A 21179-nucleotide genomic window follows, 5' to 3' on the forward strand; every position below is an offset into this window, starting at 1 on the left:
CTATTAATTAAAAAGATCTCGGCCTTCGCTGGGATGACATACATGTCATGATCAACTTATATAGCACTCAAATCGAATCATTATCGGTTCATCAGGTTGGAAACAAGAATAAAAATGAAAATTTATTCCTGTCAGAATCACCGTATGCCCTTAATGATGAATTAACTGCACTTCTAAAAGAGTATTTTTTTAAACCTTTTAGAGAAAAGGAAGAAAATTATTTTCAATTTGCCAATGAGGTAGATATAGAATTTAATCCTCTGTTTAAGATCGTAACCGAAATTTTTGAACATCCTTCTTCAGTTCATGAAAAATCTAAACGAATCGCTTCATTATTGTTTGAACAATCACAACATCCTCATATTAAAAGTGGTGAGGTATATGTCGCTTATTTAGACAATGTGACTATAGATAATGAAAAAGTTGATGCTATTGGTATTTTTAAATCAGAATTAAAACATGATTTCCTTCAGTTTGAAGAAAAAGAAACTGATATTGAATTATTAATTCAACAAGGAGTAAACCTGAATAAGCTTGATAAAGGTTGTTTAATTTTTAATCATAAAAAAGAAGAAGGTTATAAAATCCTTTCTGTAGATTCTAATCGATATGATACTAAATATTGGTTAGAACATTTCTTAGGTGTAGAAGCTTTTGCCGATGAAAATTTTTACACTAAAAAGTATATGAAATTCTGCCAGGATTTTGCAAAGGATGTAGTCCTTCCTGCCGAAGATAAAAAAGAAGAAGTGATGTTTATGAATCGTGCAGTAAACCACTTTGCAAAAAATGATGAATTCGAAGAATCTGCGTTCTTAAATGATGTGATTGATAATCCTGATTTGATTCCAGAATTTAAACATTACAAGGTAGAAAAAGCACCAAAATACCAGATCGAAGATCTTACCTCCTTTCCTATTGCGAATAATGCTGTAACTGCTGCTCGTAAAAAGATGAAAAATGTCATCAATCTAGATACTAATGTACAGATAAAGATGGATTTCATCAACCCAGAATCTGCAGAAAAATTTGTAGAAAAAGGATGGGACGAAGAGAAGCAAATGTATTACTATTTGGTATATTTCAATAAAGAACAAAAAACCTAAGAAAATAGAAAACTAATAGCTATCATATTATGGATTTTATTCTGGTTGGTATTATAGCTTTATTAGGATCTGGGTTAACATTTTTTTCTGGTTTTGGATTAGGTACATTATTGATGCCTGTGTTTGCATTATTCTTTCCTATAGATATTGCAATCGCTCTTACGGCAATAGTACACCTGCTTAATAACCTATTCAAATTAACTCTTGTTGGTAGAAAAGCGAATACACAAACTGTACTACGCTTTGGTTTGCCTGCTATTGTATTTGCTTTTTTTGGTGCATACACATTAGGCAAACTCACGTATATAGCCCCTTTATTTAGCTATACTATTGCTGATACCACATATCAAGTTACGGTAGTAAAAATATGTATTGCTATCATATTAATTTTTTTCTCCCTTTTTGATCTTATCCCAAAACTGAAACGATTAGAGTTCGATATCAAATATTTACCTTGGGGTGGTGCACTAAGTGGTTTTTTTGGAGGATTATCAGGCCATCAGGGAGCATTACGAACTGCATTTTTAATTCGGGCAAAACTTAATAAAGAAGCTTTTATAGCCACAGGAGTTGTTATTGCTTGCTTTATCGATATCTCGAGACTAACTATATATGCCAAAGATCTTTTGCAATTGGGTGATCAACTCAATTACCCCATGCTTATGGTCGCCACACTAATGGCTTTTATTGGAGCTTATATAGGTAATAAATTTCTCAAAAAGATTACCATACATACAATTCAAATAGTGGTAGGAGTTTTATTAATTGTTTTTGCAATACTTCTGGGAATTGGGGTTTTGTAACCTGAGTTCGACCTAAGCTAAAATATTATAAAAAGCGTCAATTCGAGTGGTTTTTCAGAATGACCTCTTGACTACGCTCGAGGTGACGTGGAGAAAAGCTGTATCGAGAATAGCTTTTTTTAGATAGAAAATCACTATTCTCGATACAATCTTCCAGCCTGTCCTGAGCTATGTTGAAGTATCAGATCACTCGAATTGACGCGATTCTCTTACGTCGAACTCAGGTTTGGAAATCTGATATTAGATCAAACGGCAGAGATCTTACGCTTTTTTCGTTTCTTACCCCTATTCAGATTATACATTTAAAAAAAGTGTAACTCCATTTTTGTTTCAATCGATGTTAATCAAATGGGTTATCAAAAGTATCTGATCCTTTCTGCTGGAATAATATTTCACCTCCTACTGTTCTATCATCATTCAATTCGTTCCAATCCGAATGAAATTCTATCCCCCTTACTCTTTGTTTAAACCACTTATTTGAAATAAAATCAGACACCTGAGTTCGAGGTGAAAGAGTTATTGTTTTAATCTCTTGGAAATATTTTCCTTCACCTTGAGTTACGCTAAACTTAACTTTTCTCTCATAATCACAGTTTCCAATCTTAAATCTAAGTGCTCTGCAAGACTTCCTTACAGCCCAATTATGATGTGTATCTGGACCAGCTTTCCAATTTAAAGGTGTATAATTAAAGAAAAACGCTCTGCCAGAATTAGTCGAACTATCTACCCATTCTCTTTTTCCTCCTGTAAGGAAGCTGTTACATTGCGAGAGTACAACGCCAACAGGTGAAGTACCTCGGTTTTTTAATTTTGATATGGTTGATGGTAATATACTTATGGGGGTTTTATGCGTCTCTATCATTTTTCTAGTAGAGATCAACTCTTGTACATCTTTAAAATCAGGCGCGTCTATAAATGCTTTTGGTACTGCAATATGGTCTTCTGTAAGTGTTAAAAATCGCTTAAGACAGCTATCGTTATTCTCAAAACCAATCATTTCATTATCTATCGAACCTCTTTCTTCGTAATAAAAATCCTCGCCATTAAATTGGAATGTCACTGTATTGTTATTAGGCAGCTGCAATGTTGCCAAAGTTTTCCAGACTAATTCTTCAGTTTCTGGCTCATATACGATCTCATCTTGATTTGTACAACTCAATAAGAATAAACATACACCCAGGGGTAAGATGCTTTTGATCAATAATTTTTTCATGGTTTTACCATTGGTAAGGTTTAAAATGTTTGACAACATGGTTAAATTTTTAAAATTAAAATCTCCTAAACTTTTATAGACACTCAGGGATATGTCTTTATGATTTTACTATTTGTTTTAAAGTAACATATAGCTTTCTAATATTTTTGCGAAACTAAGATGCTATTGACACTGTATTGTCCTGATTCTTTGAGTTTTCAAGAAATAAGGACAATCTATGAGTAGAAAAGGAAACTGTTGGGATAATGTTGTAGCAGAATCATCCATTAAAAGTTTAAAAGCAGAGAAGAATTTAAAATGAAAATGTTTAATCAAAAAGTGGCTGTATGACTCTTAACTATATGTCACTTTTTTTTTGCAAGTTCGAAATGAAGGGAAAGTAGAAATAGGAACAGCAACCCCAGATTCAAAACTTGCAGTAAATGGCAAAATACACAATTTATAAGTATAACATCACTCTAGTAATCGTCTCATATTCACATTTTCATAATTACGTCGCACAAAATCCATTGCCGTTTTAAGAACTTCGCCCATAGATTTGCTGCGACGAAATTTTAAATCCAAAGTAAAGTTATAGAGATGTTCACGAAGTTCTTTCAAATTTTCTTCGGTAGAGATATGATCTGCACACATACATTCAACCAAATTTTCATAACGAGATCTAGATGTTAATACTCGTTTTGCCAAAATAGAACGCTCTTCTTTTTTATATTGTTCAATAGAACTGGGCTGTAACCTGTTCATCACAATATCAACCATATCGAAATTTTCCTTAAAAAACTGAGGTTGATATACCTTTAATTTACCTTCATAACACTGCTGATCAAAATCAATAGCTCTGATCTTGTATTCTACATGGTCAAAATCATGAATAGGTATAATTACATAATTATAAGATCGCATATCTCCCAACAATCGCATTTGACAACGTTCATTAAACTTCACAAATTCCTTAGCTATCTGCGACTTGGCCTGATCACTCAAATCGGGTAAAAAATCTTTAATAAATACATCACCAGGAATTCCTGCAATATGCTCCTCTATCAATGTGTTTTTATACACCAAAAAGTTAATTCTATTTGGCGAAAACATATGCTCTAACTCTAGCCCATAAATACGAGAAGCATCTGCCTTTTTCACATAGATATACGTGTAGTTATCATTTAAGATATTTCTTACTCTTATCCTAAAAGGCTTTGAATTCCCAAAAGTACAGTAGTCTATAGCATCAATATTAAGAAACTCAATTGCATCCTCATTACCATCAGAATGCAGAATTGTATATACCTTTTTAAGGCTGGATTCTATTTCTGGTCGCTCATGTTCTTCATAATACACTCGTACCCATAGCGTATCTTCATCTTTACTGTCATAAACAACTATAGAACCCGAAAACCTAAGTAAATCATCATAAAATACCGGAATCTTGATTTTACGATTACATTCTTTTAGATACATATCCAGTTTGTCATTGATAGGATACGTAGGTTTTTTCTTCGACATTAATTTTTCATCCATAATCTTCTATCATTTCGATTAGCAAGTTACAAATAACAATCATGAAATAAGCCATCACTTTATGTTATACCAAAACAAAAGAAAATTGAGTATCAGCACATAATGATCTAACCTCTAAAACAATAATTATAAGCAAATGAAACACCAAAACTATCAACTTTCTTGTAACAAAATCCTATACTTGTCGTCTTGTTTTATATAACCACCAAAAACAATTGCAATTGGAAAATATTCTCACCTTAAACAATCTCACAAAAAAGTTTGGAGCACTAACAGCTGTCAAAGACCTCTCTTTTACTATAAAAAAGGGAAATGTGTATGGTATTCTTGGTCCTAACGGAAGTGGTAAATCAACCACTTTGGGTATCGTACTTAATGTTGTAAACAGTACCTCTGGTGGGTTTACCTGGTTTGATGGTAATACATCAACTCACAATGCACTAAAAAAAGTTGGAGCAATTATAGAACGTCCTAACTTTTATCCATATATGACTGCAGCACAAAACCTTAAATTGGTATGCCAAATTAAAGGAGTTGACAGCAATAAAATTGAAGAAAAACTTGAAGTCGTAGGATTATTAGATCGAAAAGACAGTAAGTTCAGAACTTTCTCTCTGGGAATGAAACAACGATTAGCTATTGCTTCTGCCTTGCTTAATGATCCCGAAATATTAATCCTTGATGAACCAACAAACGGGTTAGACCCGCAAGGGATACATCAAATCCGTGAAATTATCAAAAAAATAGCCTCTCGGGGGACCACTATTCTTTTAGCATCTCACCTACTCGATGAAGTAGAAAAGGTATGTAGTCATGTAGTGATTATAAGAAAAGGCGTAAAACTGTATTCTGGACCCGTAGATGAAATGAATACTAGTTATGGGTTTTTCGAACTTAAGAGTGATCAAAAATCCGCATTAACAGAGTGGTTATCTAAGCATAATGATTTTAAAAATTTCAAAGAAGAAGATGGCAAAATAATTGCGTTTTTAACGCATGAGTTAGACGCAGAAAGTCTTAACAGGCAACTATTTAAAGAAGGAATAGTTCTTACACATCTTGTAAAACGAAAAGAAAGTCTCGAAGAACAATTCTTACAATTAACCAACAACTTAAACTAAAGCCATGTTACGACTACTTAATATAGAATTTCAAAAACTAAAATATAATAAAGCAGCAAAAGTAATTACTATAACCTACTTTATACTTATAACTTTTATCGCTTTAATCGCATCCATAGAATTTAATTTTGCCGGGGTAAAATTTAGAATAGCTGATCAGGGAATTTTCAATTTTCCATATATATGGCATTTTAATACTTATATCGCTGCATGGTCCAAGCTATTTCTGGCTATTGTTATTGTCTCTATGATGGCCAATGAATATAGCCACCGGACCTTAAAACAAAATCTAATTGACGGACTAAGTAAAAAAGAGTTTATAAGTTCTAAATTTTTAACTGTTGGTGTTTTTGCTCTGATTTCTACTCTATTTTTATTTGTAGTATCGATGATTTTGGGATTGAGTTTTTCTGACTATAATGAATTTTCTATTATATTCTCTGATATGGAATATATCCTGGCTTATTTCATAAAACTAATTGGCTTTTTTGCTTTTTGTATGTTCCTCGGAATTTTCGTGAAACGTTCTGCTTTCGCCCTTGGGTTTTTATTCATTTGGTGGGTTGTAGAAAATATTATATATGCATTGCTGAAGTTTAAATTATTTAAAGGAACCGAAATTGCAGATAATATCGTACAATTTTTTCCTTTAGAATCCATGGCAACCTTGATTAATGAACCTTTTACACGTTTAAACTTCATTCAATCGGCTGCAAATCAATTAGGAGAAACTTTTCAAAGAGATTATACTGTACATTGGTATGAAATCTTAATCGTACTGGTTTGGACAGTCGTTTTTATATATCTATCTTATTACTTGCTTAAAAAGAGAGATTTATAATATATTTGGGCTTCAGACCTCAAATATGCGATACATTTATGTAGTCTTTTTTGCTTTATTCCTTTACTATCCATTAATGTATAGTCAAGGAGAAGCGAATAGCTGGTATTTTGGTCAAAATGCAGGAATAAGTTTCAATACAACTCCTCCTACAGCACTTACTAACGGTAGAGTGAATACATTAGAAGGATGCACTACAATATCTGATGCAACAGGGAATTTATTATTTTATACTGATGGAATTACCGTTTGGGACCGGCTTCATAATATTATGCAAAATGGTACTGGGCTAAAAGGTGATCCTTCTAGTACCTCATCTGCATTAATTGTTCCACAACCAAACACTCCAAATCTGTATATAGTTTTTACCGTGGATGAGCCTCATCATGATAATGCTGATAATGACCCTGCTACTTTTGATGGAGATGGTATAAATGATGGATTTATGTATTCTATTGTAGATATGTCTTTGAATGGAGGAAATGGAGCTGTAGTGACAGGACAAAAAAACATACCTCTAATTACTTATAATACTTCAAATGGCTTAGAAAGTCGATATAAGTGTTCAGAAAAAATTACAGCTGTAAAAAGCAATGATTGTGATTCATTTTGGGTAATTACACATTTTGTAGACACGTTCTATGCTTTCAAAGTTGACCAAACCGGAGTTAACACAACACCTGTTACTTCTCGTATTGGAGTTACTGTTCCTATTTCTGGGTATCGGCGTAATGCTTTAGGGTATATTAAGGCTTCACCAGAAGGTGATAGACTAGCTGTAGCTCATTTTGGTTTTGCAACAGTCACAGCAGGTAATGGACCAGGAAAAGTTTTACTTTATAATTTTGATAACACTACAGGAACTATTAGTAATGAAATCGAGCTAAGCAATAGTAATTCTCCTTATGGAATAGAGTTTTCTCAAACCGGTCAAAGACTATATGCCACTTTCGATATTGGAGATGCAGGAAACGGACAAAGCTTTTTAATGCAATACGACGTGTCATTACCAGATAATCAAATTGCAGCAAGTGGCACAAGAATTCTTAATCAAAATAATCAAAGTACTTTTTCTTTTAGTGCAGGAGCTATACAGCTCGGTCCTGATGGCAAGATTTATCGATCGTTATATGATTTTAACTCCCAGAGAGGTGATTACCTTGGTGTAATTCAAAATCCCGAAGCAGCTGCAGCCAGTATCATTTATAATGAACAAGGTATACTTGTTAATACAGATGGTTCTAGAAGTGCTCTTCTTGGACTTCCTCCTTTTATTCAATCTATTTTTGCACAAAATATTGACATCATCAATAATGGGGACCCTAATAATGTCAATCTTGCTTTATGTGAAGGAAACACATACCAATTGTCATATCAAAATATCCCAGGTGCTAGCTATACCTGGTTTGTAGATAATCTTCAGATTGCAAATGCTGTTCATTTTTTAGATATTACAACAGCAGCCAACTACAGGCTAGAAGTTGATCTTAATGATGGCAGTTGCCCTCTCACAGGTGTTGCCAATGCCACTTTTTTCGAAGTTCCAACTGCTATTCCTTCAACACTAGTTCAATGTGATGCATATCAAACTATTGGAGATAATATTACCTTATTTGATTTACATTTTGCAAATGATCAACTTACCGGGGGAAATAATCAATACACAACCCAATTCTTTATAGATCAAACTTCTGCACAAGCAGGAACACCAAGAATTAGTAATGAAAATGCATTTCAAAATACTCAAAACAATCAACAAGTATATGCACGAGTAATTAATACCAACAATACAAATTGTTTTGACATCACTACAGTTACTTTAGAAGTGAGTTCTACCGATGTAAACGATGCCGAGCTAAGAGTCTGTGATGATGATGGTACCGAAGATGGGTTTACCGTTTTTAATCTTACTGAAGCAAATCAACAGGTATTATCAGGAATTACCAATCCCGGATTAACGATTACTTATTATGAAAATACAGATGATGCATTATTAAACAGAAATCCTATTACGAGCATTACCAATCAAACACAAAATACTCTAGGTGATGATATTGTTTATGCTAAGGCCGAAGAAAATGGAGGAGAATGTTTTGGGATAAGCAGTGTGCGTTTATTTGTAATTCCACTACCCGATATCGAACCTGATTCTGAATATTTTCTATGTCAAAATGAAACAAATGTTGAAATCGACGCCGGTTTACCAACCAATAGTGACCCCAACGATTTTACAATCTTATGGTCAACAAATGAATCTACAGAAACAATTTTGGCAAATCAACCCGGCGGTTATACTGTAGAAATCACAAACCAACTAACAGGATGTTCTAAGTCCAGAACGGTAACTGTAATTGCATCCAGTTTTGCAATTATACAATCTATCGATATCAATGATGCAAGGGATAATAATACCGTTACCATTAACGCAGAAGGTTTGGGTAGTTATGAATATGCAATAGAGATAAATGGAGTTTTAAGTATATATCAAGACGACCCCACTTTTACTAATGTACCACCTGGATTTCATCGTGTATACGTAAGAGACAAAAACGGATGTGTTCCAGTAACTACTCAAGACATTTCAGTCGTTGGATTTCCAAAATATTTTACTCCAAATGGGGATGGTTTTCATGAAACCTGGAACGTAGAAGGAATATCAAACCAGATTATGGGTAATTCACTAATCTTTATATTTAATCGCTACGGAAAACTAATCAAGCAGCTAAGAGCAGGTACCCCTGGATGGGATGGAACCTTTAATGGGAAACTAATGCCCTCTAGTGAATATTGGTTTCGTGTAGAATTAGAGGATGGTAGAATTCTTACCGGAAGTTTCTCATTGATTCGATAATAATATTAGTATATCAGATTTATTCTTAGAATTAATTAAACCTAAAATTCGATGCAAATATTTACCATCAGGAATCACACTTCAAAATGATAATATATGATTCCCTTTTACAGATTCATGTCTGAAAAACATATCCAGAATCTCTAAATTTAAAGATTATCATTATAAAATATTTTTGGGTTCTCTATCTTCCTTTTATTGACAATAATATAACAACAAGAAATTTCATTTTTAAAAAAAATCACTAAAAACTGATTTAAAATTCCTTACCAACAAAAAAGCTTTGTTCCCACAACAACTTCGGGGCTTGTTTTTTCCTACTTATAAAAAAGGAATTTGCAAAAAAAATCATAATACTATTTAAAAAGCAAATAAAAAATAGGGTGTTCTAAAAGTTTACTGTTGTATAAAAAAGGTACCTAATTTTTTAAAACTTATCACATAATGGCTATACATTATAAAATAACAAAATATAACTCACTATTAATACTAGGTTTAATATTTGTTCTTATCGGTTGTAAAAGTAATAATAGTTATAGCGAACCACATTCTACAACTGATAATAACTCTATAACATTTATCACAGGAGAATGTTTTGGAGCATGTCCTGCTTACAAGTTTGTGTTGCCTATAAAAGGTAATGCAATATTTATTGGTGAAAAAAATGTGAAAATCATTGGTCATTCTACTGTAGCAATCTCTCAAAAAAAAGTAACTGGAATTTATGACAAGTTTCTTGAGTTAGATTTTAAAACTAAAACATATAATCCAAATTTAAGGGATTTGCCACAAAAGAAATTGATATATCGTAATGATACTATTAGTATTAAAGGAACTAAAAACATTCCTAAAGAGCTTATATTTCTTATTAAAGAAATCGAAAACACTGTCAACGAATATGTGTTTAACAAATAAATATTTACCCCAAATTCAAAATCATGCAAAAAATATTTTTGTTTAACTTTTAGATTGAATTACTTATGCTTGTAAAAGATTGCCCGAAAAAAAACAAGCAGCCTTCTAATTGTTAAATGTCATGATTATTTAAAAATAAATGGTTTTGGATTCAGTATCTTTATTGTGAAAAAGAAAAGATACATGAAGTTCGAATTGGAATCAGAATTCAAACCCACTGGGGATCAACCAGAAGCAATACGACAATTGGTTGAAGGTATTGAATCTAACGAAAAATATCAAACACTTTTAGGCGTAACAGGATCAGGAAAGACTTTTACTGCTGCTAATGTAATTCAACAAGTACAACGGCCAACTCTAATATTGGCACATAATAAGACATTGGCAGCGCAGCTTTTTTCTGAGTTTAAACAATTTTTTCCTAAGAATGCCATAGAGTATTTTGTTTCCTATTATGATTATTATCAGCCAGAAGCTTATATTCCTACTTCGGGAACTTATATCGAAAAAGATTTATCTATCAATGATGAGATCGAAAAACTACGTCTAAGTGCTACATCTTCGCTCTTATCAGGAAGGAGAGATGTTTTGGTTGTCGCTTCTGTATCCTGCTTGTATGGTATCGGTAACCCCGTAGAGTTTAAGAAAAATGTGATTTCAATACAATCAGGACAATTTGTATCCAGAACAGCTTTATTACACCGCTTGGTACAAAGTTTATATTCGAGAACTGAAGCTGAGTTTAAACATGGAAATTTTAGAATAAAAGGAGATACCGTTGATATTTTCCCAAGCTATGCCGATGATGCATTTAGAGTTCATTTTTTTGGAGATGAAATTGAAGAGATTGAATCTTTTAATGTACAGACCAATACCATTATTGAGAAATACGATCAATTGAATATTTATCCTGCCAATATGTTTGTAACCTCTCCCGATATATTACATAATGCAATTGATCAAATTGCACTTGATTTAGGAAAACAGGTAGAATACTTTAAAGAAATCGGAAAACCACTGGAAGCCAAGCGACTAGAAGAACGTACTAATTTTGATCTGGAAATGATCAAAGAACTTGGTTACTGTTCTGGTATTGAGAACTATTCTCGTTACCTCGATGGCAGAAACCCGGGTACACGACCATTTTGTTTACTCGATTATTTCCCTGATGATTATTTAATGATTATTGACGAAAGTCATGTCACTATACCTCAGACACACGCCATGTATGGTGGTGATCGTTCTAGGAAAGAAAATCTGGTAGAATACGGTTTCAGGCTTCCTGCGGCAATGGACAATAGACCTCTAAAGTTTGAGGAACTCGAAGCGATCCAAAACCAAGTCATGTATATCAGTGCTACACCAGCAGATTATGAGTTACAAAAAAGTGAAGGAACCTATGTAGAACAAATCATTAGACCAACAGGATTATTAGATCCTGTAATAGAAGTCCGCCCTAGCCTAAATCAAATTGACGATCTCATCGAAGAGATGCAAAAACGAATTGATTTGGATGAACGTATCCTTGTTACTACACTAACCAAAAGAATGGCAGAGGAATTAACAAAATACCTTACCAGAATTGATATACGTTGTAGATACATCCATAGTGATGTAGATACATTAGAACGGGTAGAAATTATGCAAGATTTACGGAAAGGTATTTTTGATGTATTAATAGGAGTAAACTTACTACGGGAAGGTTTAGATCTTCCTGAAGTATCATTGGTAGCTATTCTAGATGCTGATAAGGAGGGTTTTTTAAGAAATAAAAGATCCTTGGTACAAACTGTGGGTAGAGCAGCAAGACATATAAACGGAAAAGCAATCATGTATGCCGATAAAATTACAGATAGCATGCAAAAGACTATTGATGATACAGAATACCGACGACAAAAACAGATAGCTTACAATACCAAACATGGCATTACACCAACTGCAATTAAAAAATCTCTGGATAATGCTTTAGCTGGTAAAAAAGTAGAACCATATATTTTTGAAAATGCTCCTACCCTACAAGCTGCTGAAGAAGAGACGGCATACTACACCAAAGAACAATTAGAGACACGAATCCGAAATGTTCGTAAGGAAATGGAAAAAGCCGCCAAAGAATTAGATTTTATGACTGCAGCACGCTTACGGGATGAGATTAAAATGTTGCAAGATAAAATACAGGACCAAAAAGTGTAATTTTTTGCAATATTATCATGGCATGAATCTTTAGATTATCATGCTATTAAAAAACATAAGACCATTATGAGTAACATTTCAATTGAAAAATTTATTGAAGGAATACCTAAAGTAGAACTTCACCTACATATCGAAGGAACATTCGAGCCAGAATTAATGTTTAAAATTGCAAAAAGAAACAACAAAGAAATTAAATATGCTACAGTCGATGAATTAAAAAGTGCGTATAGTTTCAACAATCTTCAAGAGTTTCTTGATATCTATTATGCTGGTGCCAATGTATTGATCGAAGAGCAAGATTTTTATGATCTCACCTGGGCGTATCTTACCAAAGTTCATACACAAAACCTTGTGCACACAGAGATTTTTTTTGATCCACAAACCCATACCGATAGAGGTGTTTTATTTGATACCGTTATTAAAGGAATTTATCGTGCATTAGAGGATGGTAAAGAAAAACTAGGGATTACCTACAAATTGATTCTATCTTTTTTACGGCATCTAGATGAAACTTCGGCATTTGAAACATTGCAACAAGCATTACCTTACAAAAAATGGATTAGCGGAGTCGGTTTGGATTCTTCTGAAGTAGGAAATCCGCCTTCAAAATTCGAACGCGTTTTTGCTAAAGCAAAAGAAGAAGGTTTTATAACTGTCGCTCATGCAGGAGAAGAAGGACCCGCAGAATATATATGGGAAGCTATTAATTTATTAAAAGTAACTCGTATCGATCACGGTAACCGGTGTTTAGAAGATGATCGATTAGTAAAGCTACTAGCAGATTTACAAATACCACTAACATTATGCCCTTTATCCAATCTTGAATTAAAAGTGATTGACGATTTAAAAAAATACCCTTTACCAGAAATGATGGACAGAGGTTTATTAATAACAATTAATTCTGATGACCCAGCTTATTTTGGGGGATATATGAACGAGAATTATATTGGTATTACCCAAGCACTTAACCTTTCTAAAAAACAAATTACAGAGTTGGTTAAAAACAGCTTCAAAGCAAGTTGGTTATCTGACAAAGAAAAAGAAGAGAAGATTATACAGGTAGAAGAGTATTTTCAAAATAATTAAATTTTAATACTTGTATAGAAAACAAAAATCAAACAATAAATAAAATAATACATGCCGCATTTCATATTAGATTGCTCTGAACACATTATTCAATTAAAATCACCCGAAGAAATTATACAAGCCGTATACGACGCAGCTGACGCTACCGGCCTTTTTACTGTAGGTGATATTAAAGTAAGAATTAACCCCTTTAAATACTACACGGTAGGAAATACCAAAGATGATTTTATTCATGTTTTTGGTAACCTGATGGAAGGTAGAGATGATAATCAAAAAGCTGATCTTTCTAAAAAAATAGTCAGCACGTTAAAAACGATGTTTCCCGATGTTCCTATTCTCTCTATTAATCTTAGAGAATTTGAAAAGTCATCTTATTGTAATAAAACAATGGTATAATCAACTTTAAGACATAAATCTCCTGCCTGTTTTTTAACTTTTTCAACAAATTCATTATCAAATAACATAGGGTAAAATTTGCCCCTTATTTGATAAAAGAAATAAACAAAATAGCTTTGCTCCATAATCTTTAAACATAAAAACAAATATGAAGAGAGGAGTAATACTACAAGGAAGTTCAAAAAGTAATGGAAACACTAACAAAATAGCATTATTTATAAAAGAAAGAACTGGATTCGACATCATAGATTTGAAATCTAAAAACATAGGCCCTTTTGATTATGATTTTAAGAATAGGGGTGACGATTTTCTGCCCATAATAAAAGAGGTCGTTGAAAACTATGATACACTTATTTTTGCCACACCAGTATATTGGTATGCAATGAGTGGGATAATGAAAACTTTTATGGATAGGATAACGGATTGCATAAAAATCGAAAAAGAAACCGGAAGAAAGTTAAAAGGAAAAAAGATGGGAATGATAAGCTGTGGTTCGGGATCAGAATTAAAAGAAGGTTTTACAATGCCATTTATAGAAAGTGCAAATTATCTTGGCATGCATTACTTAGGAGATATTCATACATGGATAGAAGACGAGAATATTCCAAAGCAATTACAGAATGATATACATGTTTTTATTTCTGAAAAGATAAAAACAGAAATTTAAACAGAAGAGAAAATAACGAAAAAGCATTAATCATAATGATTAATGCTTTTGCAAAAAATTACACACAATACTTGTAAACAGATTTATTCACTCTTCAGAAAACTATCTTTAGAAAGCTGACTAAACACTTATAAACTACTCATTTCCATAATAATGAGAACTAATTTTACTTAAAACTGAAAACGATATCCGAAATCAGGAAAAAAACCAATTTGATCTACCTGATCTACCTGATTAGTTAAACGGTTGTAACGACGCGTAAAAATATTCTCATTATTCGTTACATTTTGAAGATCAACATAAAACTGGTGAGAACGTTTTTTTGATTTACTATTAATTTTGTATCCAAATTTCACATCCAGCCTAAAATAATCATCATTTTGCTCACTAAAAGCCAAGTCCTCCTTTAATACCTGATAACCCGCTAACTGAGAAGCCTCTAGATCAACTGGAGTAAAATATCTTCCTCCTGATACTGTTACCTTAGTATCAAAAAACAATACATCTTTCTTCGACTTACCAATAGTAAATTCTTTTCCGGCAAGAAGATTTGCCACATATCCATTATTAAAAGGTGTGTTTCGTTCTACACCATCACTTCCTTCATACTTACTTTCGAATAGTGAAGTGGTTAACAATCCATAATATCCATCACTAAAAAATTTTTCTAAGGTTAATTCTATCCCCTGATTAAAACCAGTACCATCATTAACCAGAGATACCCTATCGTTTTCGAATCCAAAATTTGCTCCTTCTGTCAAAGAAGAATAACTTGACGAAAAAGGTTCTACAGCGGCATTACCAACATCCTGATAATACACCTCTACTTTACCTCTCCAGCCTTTACTAATTCTTACATCATAACCCAATACATAATGATTACTTCTCACAAAATCAAGATCCTGATTGGTCTTTACAAGTTCTCCATTAACATCTTCATTTAAAAACAATAACGGCAAAGAAACTGGTTGATGATGTAATCCATATCCTAAACTAAAACGATGATTTTGATTAGCTTTATAAGAAAGTCCTGCTCTGGGTTCAAATACAAATTGTTCATTTAAAGTACTATACTGTCCATGTAGTCCTGCATTTAACGTTAGTTTTTCTGTAAGTCTGAACTGTCCCTGAATATAAGGCTGAATAATGCTTAGGTTTTCGTCTATATCTGTAAATGTAAATAAGTCCGGATCACCATCTCCATTATTATCGGGTTGTTTTTCACGGTCACGCTGTAGAAATTCTACACCAAAATTCTCTACCAAAACTCCGGTTCGAAGCGTACTTTTACTACTTAATTTAGAGTTAAAAAGCGTAGAAAACGTAAGGCGTGATTCTGTGTTATCGGCTTCAGTATATTTTATAATACGTTCTTGAGGGGTGTTTTTTTCAATAAAACGATCCGCCTGAAATTCATTAGTTGCAAAAGACCCAGCCACTGTTGTTCTTAAAAAAGAGGATGCCCCAATATTGATCTGGTGTTTTAGGCCAATCACTCCAAAACCAGAATCTGCCTTAGAATTTTCATCTTCGGCAGCAAACAGATCATCCTCATCAATATCATCTCCAAGAAATTCAATATCCGAAAAACCAATAATCCCGAATAACGAAAAATTACCTAATTTACTTTTTCCAAAATCAACATTAAATGAAACATCGTAGTAATTTGGTGTAGCTGATGTTCCTCCTGCCCCAATTCCTAAAATACTTACCAATGAATATCTTCCCGACACTAAAAATGAACCTTTATTTTTTCCTAAAGGTCCTTCTGCCATTGCTTCTACTCCACTAAAGATACCAACCTGTCCCGTAAATTCGTAATCATCTATATTCCCTTTTCGAAACCCTAAATCAAACACTCCTCCGATTGCATTACCATATTCTGATGGAAATGCTGATGTTATAAAATCAGAATTTTTTAAGAGATTTGGATTAAGTGCAGATACTGGTCCTCCTGTAGTGCCAGCTGTTGAGAAATGATTAGGGCTTGGTATTGGCACTCCTTCTAACCGCCATAACAATCCAACAGGAGAATTACCTCGTATTACAATATCATTTCTACTATCATCGGGAGAAGAAACACCTGCAAAATTTGCTGCCAAACGACCGACATCACTTCTTCCTCCAGAAAAACGTGTTACTTCCTCAACTCCAAACTGTCTGGCCGAAACAGATGTAAGTTTATTTATAGCCTGAGCTTTGTTTGTCTCTGATGTAATAATAACTTCATCTAATCGGTCAAAAGCTTCTATAAGTGCCACGTTAACGGCAGCGTCCTTACCAGAAGTCACTACAATGTTAGGTATCGTAATCGATTCGAACCCTATATAACTTACTCGTATTGCTTGACGGCCAAGGGGTACATTTTCTAACGTAAAATATCCATCCATATCGGTTACCACCCCAATAGCTTGTTCTACATTTAATAACTCAATTGTAGCTCCTGGTAGAGGACTTTCAGATTGTTTATCGATTACAAGACCTTTAATTATTCCTGTTTGTGCACTTGCTACGTATCCTAGCACAATAATAAATACAAAAGTGATTTTTTTCATGATTTGATTACTATTTTGCTCAAATCTGTGACTTCTTTTGTAACTCCTAAAATTAAAAATACTCAATTGGTGTTTTTACCCGTGAAATGTCAAAAACAAGTTTGAATAGTATAAAATGAAGTAATACCCTGTGTTATCAGGTCAAACTTTGTTTAAAACAATTCAGCGTTTTATTTAACGGTTGAATATATCTATAAATGATTATTGGGTATCTGTTATGTATCTTTACAATACTATTAAATAAGAACACATCTATTATTGATTTTTATACATGATATCTAAAGCATACATAAAGAAGTTTACATTTCGCTTTATCGTTATAAACGTGGTTTATTTCCTTATTAAATCGACTATTGATCATAATGGTGATGTTACAGAATTTGATGCTACTAGTTTATTTTATTATTTAACTGCTTTTTTCCTTTTTATATTCACCTGGGAGACCAATGACTGGTTAATACGACGGGAGATTACATCTAATCAAAGTAAAAGTCTGGATCTAAATAATGGAATGAAAATTATTGCTATCAATATGGCAATTTTTATCCCTATAGCTGCTTCACTGTATTATTTGGCGATTTTTGAATTTAATCACATTTGTAAAATTAATACTGATAGACCCTGGTTATTATTTAGAATAGACTTTTTCAGAGCTACACTCTTAGGTTTCGCCGTTGTTATTTTTAATCTTTTCTATTATTCTTTAAAACAGAAAAAAGAAATGGAGAATACAATGAATAAACTAAAAAAAGAGGTCATGACCTCTAAATATAGATCTTTAAAAAATCAAATTAGTCCGCATTTTTTGTTCAATAGCTTAAATACTCTTACATCATTAATGTATCAAGACAGGGATTTGGCTTCTGATTTCGTATCAAGATTAGCCACATGTTACAGGTATATCCTAGACAACCGTGAAGCTGATCTGGTAAGTTTGGAAAAAGAATTAAGTTTTCTCGACTCTTTTATATTTATGATGAATGTGAGACACGAAGGAGCACTTAGTATTACTACTCATATTTCTGTTAACCCAAAAGAATATGTAATCCCGACATTATCATTACAAATGCTTGTAGAAAATGCCTTAAAGCATAATTACTATTCCAAAGAAAAGGCTTTAGAAATTAGTATTATCTCTATTGAAAAAAGCAGTATTGTTATTCAGAATAATTTACGTGTAAGAAAACAAAAAGAGGAATCTACACAATTAGGACTTAAAAATATTAAGAAGAGATATTCTTTTTATACAAATCAAGAGGTAGTAATAGAAACAGAGCATGAATATTTTAAAGTTACTCTCCCTCTATTGACCAAAGATATAAAAGAAGTTACCATGATAAAAGTTTCATAAAATGACTGCTGTAATTGTTGAAGACGAAAATATAGCCTCTAAGCGTTTGGCAAACCTCATCGAAGAATTGGCTCCGGAAATAAAAATTGCCGGTCAAATCACTTCTGTAGAGAACGGACGACATTGGTTTGAGAATAACCCACTCCCCGATCTAATATTCTTAGACATTCAGTTAAATGATGGATATGGATTCGATATTTTAGATACACTGGAAGATCATCCTCCTATAATATTTACTACGGCATATAATGAATATGCCATAAGAGGTTTTAAGTATAATGGGCTGGATTACCTTTTAAAACCAATTGATAAAAAAGATTTAAAAAACGCTCTCGCCAAATACAAAAAGAGTTTTACAGAGTCTGATAAATCAATAGATGATGCAAAATTCGAGCGCATCAAAAACTTGTTTGTAAAAGAATACAAACGTCGTTTTATGGTTAAGGTCGGAAATCAATTTAACACCTTTAGTGTTGACGATATTGCTTATTTTAAGTCTCATGAAGGAATTATTTTTTTGCACTCTCACACTGGAAAACAATATCCTATTGAATACACTATAGATCAACTGGAAGAAATTCTAGATCCTATTCATTTCTTTAGAATTAATAGAAAGTTTATGATTTCTGTTAAAGCTGTGATCGAGATCCACAGTTATTTTAATAGTCGATTATTATTAAAACTAAAGCCTATGGACGATGATCAGATTATTGTTTCCAGAGAGCGGACCTCTAATTTCAAAAAGTGGCTTGACCTTTAATTTACAAAATGTTGAAAAAAATTACCCAAGTCATTTTTGTCCTATTAAGTACTGTAATAGGCCTCTATCCTTTTGTATATCTCTTTGTGAATCGAAAATTTGGTTTATTAAGTTCGAAAAGTAGTGATTTACTTGTCGATACCATTTGGAATATTGCCTTATATAGTCATATCTTTTTGGGAGGTGTTGCACTACTGGTAGGTTGGATTCAGTTTAATAAAAAAATAAGAACCTCTCGATCAAAATTGCATAAACGTATTGGGAAAATCTATGTGATTATGGTCTTTATAAGTGGAGTTTCGGGAATTTATATTGGTTTCTTTGCTACAGGAGGAATTATTGCATCTCTTGGATTTATATCCTTAGGAATACTTTGGGTATATACTACCTATAAAGCATATTGGTATACCAGAACTGTTCGGATATCCCAACATCAAACTATGATGTATTACAGTTATGCGGCCTGTTTTTCTGCAGTAACACTTAGAATATGGTTACCCATACTTATCATGCTTATTGGAGATTTTATCATTGCATATCAAATAGTAGCGTGGCTTTGCTGGATTCCGAATCTTATTTTCGCATATTATCTTGTGGGTAAAATCAAATCCAGATTAGTTGTAAATTCTATTTAAATATCACTATAAAAAATGCTCCCGGTATATCAGGAGCATTTTTACACTAGTAAATATTTAAAATCTTTATACTATTCTTCAGAATCGTTAGACTTCTTTTTAGGTTTCAAACGCTTAGCATCTTTAAGACTTTTATGTATCATCCATTCTAATTGCCCATTAACACTCCGAAATTCATCATCAGCCCATTTCTCAATCGACTTAAAAGTTTCTGGATCTATTCTAAGAACAAATGATTTTTTCTTACTCATAAATTACGAATGTAATGTTCCAGTATTAATTACTGGTGTTGCTTCTTTATCTCCGCACAGGACAACCATTAAATTACTCACCATAGATGCTTTCTTATCATCATCAAAATCTATAATATCATCTGCAGATAATTTGGTTAAAGCATCTTCTACCATACCAACAGCTCCTTCTACTATTTTTTTACGAGCTGCTACGATAGCTACTGCTTGTTGCCTTTTTAACATCGAGCTTGCTATTTCTGGTGCATATGCCAGATATCCAATTCTGGCTTCCAGAACTTCTATTCCAGCAATGGCTAAACGCTCTGTTATTTCATTCTCTAAAGCTTCATTTACTTCATCCATACCAGATAGCAATGTTACTTCCTGTTGCCCATCAGCAAAATTATCATACGGATACGAACCTGCAAGTTTTCTTACTGCTGCATCAGTTTGCACTCTTACAAACTCTTCGTACTGATCAACATCAAAGGCTGCTTTATATGTATCCGCTACCTTCCACACCAAAATTACATTAATCAAAATTGGATTACCAATTTTATCATTCACTTTTACCCGTTCGCTATAGAAGTTTCTGGCTCGCAAAGAAATTCTTTGTTTCGTAAAAAAAGGATTGGCCCAAAAGAAACCATTATTCTTTACTGTTCCTTTATACGCTCCAAATAACACCATTACTTTAGAACTATTAGGGTTTACAATAAAAAAACCTTTAATGATAAACAATATTACCACTATAAGAATTATAAATAAGGGATTTTCACTTAGAAGCAAACCAGTAACCATCCCCATTACAACTAACATAAGTAGACCTAACATTAGATAACCACTACTCGCTTTTATACTTTTTTCATATTTCATAATAATATCATTTTGATATCACAATAATACAAATATTTTTTTAATATTATGAGAAATGCTTA

General features: G+C 32.9%; 18 protein-coding genes. 13 read left to right on the forward strand and 5 right to left on the reverse strand.

Annotated features, from left to right (window positions below):
• The first annotated feature begins 47 nt into the window (after positions 1 to 47).
• Positions 48 to 1106, forward strand: coding sequence for a nucleoid-associated protein (locus AAFU52_RS00420; RefSeq protein WP_024771241.1), 1059 nt, complete (start codon positions 48 to 50; stop codon positions 1104 to 1106).
• A gap of 29 nt (positions 1107 to 1135) precedes the next feature.
• Entirely contained in the window at positions 1136 to 1909 is a 774-nt protein-coding gene (locus AAFU52_RS00425; RefSeq protein WP_438424629.1) for a TSUP family transporter, read from the forward strand.
• 340 nt (positions 1910 to 2249) lie between these two features.
• Here the strand turns inward: AAFU52_RS00425 and AAFU52_RS00430 are convergent, their stop codons facing one another.
• Together AAFU52_RS00430 and AAFU52_RS00435 are read right to left on the reverse strand one after the other, a co-directional pair.
• Positions 2250 to 3161 (reverse strand): hypothetical protein, encoded by a 912-nt coding sequence (locus AAFU52_RS00430; protein ID WP_438424631.1) that lies wholly within the window; start codon positions 3159 to 3161, stop codon positions 2250 to 2252.
• A 414-nt stretch (positions 3162 to 3575) separates the two neighbouring features.
• Positions 3576 to 4640: a hypothetical protein gene (locus AAFU52_RS00435; RefSeq protein ID WP_024771245.1), complete on the reverse strand. Its 1065-nt coding sequence runs from the start codon at positions 4638 to 4640 to the stop codon at positions 3576 to 3578.
• 221 nt (positions 4641 to 4861) lie between these two features.
• On the opposite strand from AAFU52_RS00435, the gene AAFU52_RS00440 reads away from it, so the two are divergent.
• The 8 genes from AAFU52_RS00440 to AAFU52_RS00475 all read left to right on the forward strand — a co-directional run bounded on the left by AAFU52_RS00440 (position 4862) and on the right by AAFU52_RS00475 (position 14707).
• Positions 4862 to 5761 (forward strand): ABC transporter ATP-binding protein, encoded by a 900-nt coding sequence (locus tag AAFU52_RS00440; protein ID WP_024771246.1) that lies wholly within the window; start codon positions 4862 to 4864, stop codon positions 5759 to 5761.
• 4 nt (positions 5762 to 5765) lie between these two features.
• A complete protein-coding gene (locus tag AAFU52_RS00445; protein WP_024771247.1) occupies positions 5766 to 6602 on the forward strand; it encodes an ABC transporter permease in 837 nt (278 codons plus the stop codon).
• A 25-nt stretch (positions 6603 to 6627) separates the two neighbouring features.
• A complete protein-coding gene (locus AAFU52_RS00450) occupies positions 6628 to 9453 on the forward strand; it encodes a T9SS type B sorting domain-containing protein (protein WP_438424636.1) in 2826 nt (941 codons plus the stop codon).
• Positions 9454 to 9897: 444 nt separating this feature from the next.
• A complete protein-coding gene (locus AAFU52_RS00455; RefSeq protein WP_438424639.1) occupies positions 9898 to 10368 on the forward strand; it encodes a DUF6438 domain-containing protein in 471 nt (156 codons plus the stop codon).
• A 183-nt stretch (positions 10369 to 10551) separates the two neighbouring features.
• Positions 10552 to 12558: an excinuclease ABC subunit UvrB gene (uvrB, locus tag AAFU52_RS00460; protein ID WP_024771249.1), complete on the forward strand. Its 2007-nt coding sequence runs from the start codon at positions 10552 to 10554 to the stop codon at positions 12556 to 12558.
• 66 nt (positions 12559 to 12624) lie between these two features.
• Positions 12625 to 13644 (forward strand): adenosine deaminase, encoded by a 1020-nt coding sequence (locus AAFU52_RS00465; protein ID WP_438424642.1) that lies wholly within the window; start codon positions 12625 to 12627, stop codon positions 13642 to 13644.
• A gap of 51 nt (positions 13645 to 13695) precedes the next feature.
• Complete coding sequence (locus AAFU52_RS00470; RefSeq protein ID WP_024771251.1) at positions 13696 to 14040, forward strand: 5-carboxymethyl-2-hydroxymuconate Delta-isomerase; 345 nt, start codon at positions 13696 to 13698, stop codon at positions 14038 to 14040.
• A gap of 148 nt (positions 14041 to 14188) precedes the next feature.
• Positions 14189 to 14707, forward strand: a complete 519-nt coding sequence (locus tag AAFU52_RS00475) for a flavodoxin family protein (RefSeq protein WP_438424644.1) — start codon at positions 14189 to 14191, stop codon at positions 14705 to 14707.
• Between the two features lie 170 nt (positions 14708 to 14877).
• Here AAFU52_RS00475 and AAFU52_RS00480 read toward each other — a convergent pair whose 3' ends face one another.
• Positions 14878 to 17262: a TonB-dependent receptor gene (locus tag AAFU52_RS00480; protein ID WP_438424645.1), complete on the reverse strand. Its 2385-nt coding sequence runs from the start codon at positions 17260 to 17262 to the stop codon at positions 14878 to 14880.
• Positions 17263 to 17533: 271 nt separating this feature from the next.
• On the opposite strand from AAFU52_RS00480, the gene AAFU52_RS00485 reads away from it, so the two are divergent.
• Genes AAFU52_RS00485 through AAFU52_RS00495 form a run of 3 tightly spaced genes read left to right on the forward strand, consistent with a single transcriptional unit; the run spans position 17534 to position 20008 of the window.
• The gene (locus tag AAFU52_RS00485; protein WP_024771254.1) at positions 17534 to 18613 is read left to right on the forward strand and encodes a sensor histidine kinase; all 1080 of its coding nucleotides are present in this window, start codon (positions 17534 to 17536) and stop codon (positions 18611 to 18613) included.
• Between the two features lies 1 nt (position 18614).
• A complete protein-coding gene (locus tag AAFU52_RS00490; RefSeq protein WP_024771255.1) occupies positions 18615 to 19373 on the forward strand; it encodes a LytR/AlgR family response regulator transcription factor in 759 nt (252 codons plus the stop codon).
• A gap of 8 nt (positions 19374 to 19381) precedes the next feature.
• The gene (locus tag AAFU52_RS00495) at positions 19382 to 20008 is read left to right on the forward strand and encodes a DUF2306 domain-containing protein (protein WP_438424648.1); all 627 of its coding nucleotides are present in this window, start codon (positions 19382 to 19384) and stop codon (positions 20006 to 20008) included.
• Positions 20009 to 20079: 71 nt separating this feature from the next.
• Here AAFU52_RS00495 and AAFU52_RS00500 read toward each other — a convergent pair whose 3' ends face one another.
• Positions 20080 to 20259, reverse strand: a complete 180-nt coding sequence (locus AAFU52_RS00500; protein ID WP_024771257.1) for a hypothetical protein — start codon at positions 20257 to 20259, stop codon at positions 20080 to 20082.
• 3 nt (positions 20260 to 20262) lie between these two features.
• Positions 20263 to 21117 (reverse strand): SPFH domain-containing protein, encoded by an 855-nt coding sequence (locus AAFU52_RS00505; RefSeq protein ID WP_438424650.1) that lies wholly within the window; start codon positions 21115 to 21117, stop codon positions 20263 to 20265.
• Between the last annotated feature and the right edge of the window lie 62 nt (positions 21118 to 21179).

Source organism: Aquimarina macrocephali, assembly GCF_051627225.1.
Taxonomy (GTDB): Bacteria; Bacteroidota; Bacteroidia; order Flavobacteriales; family Flavobacteriaceae; genus Aquimarina; species Aquimarina macrocephali.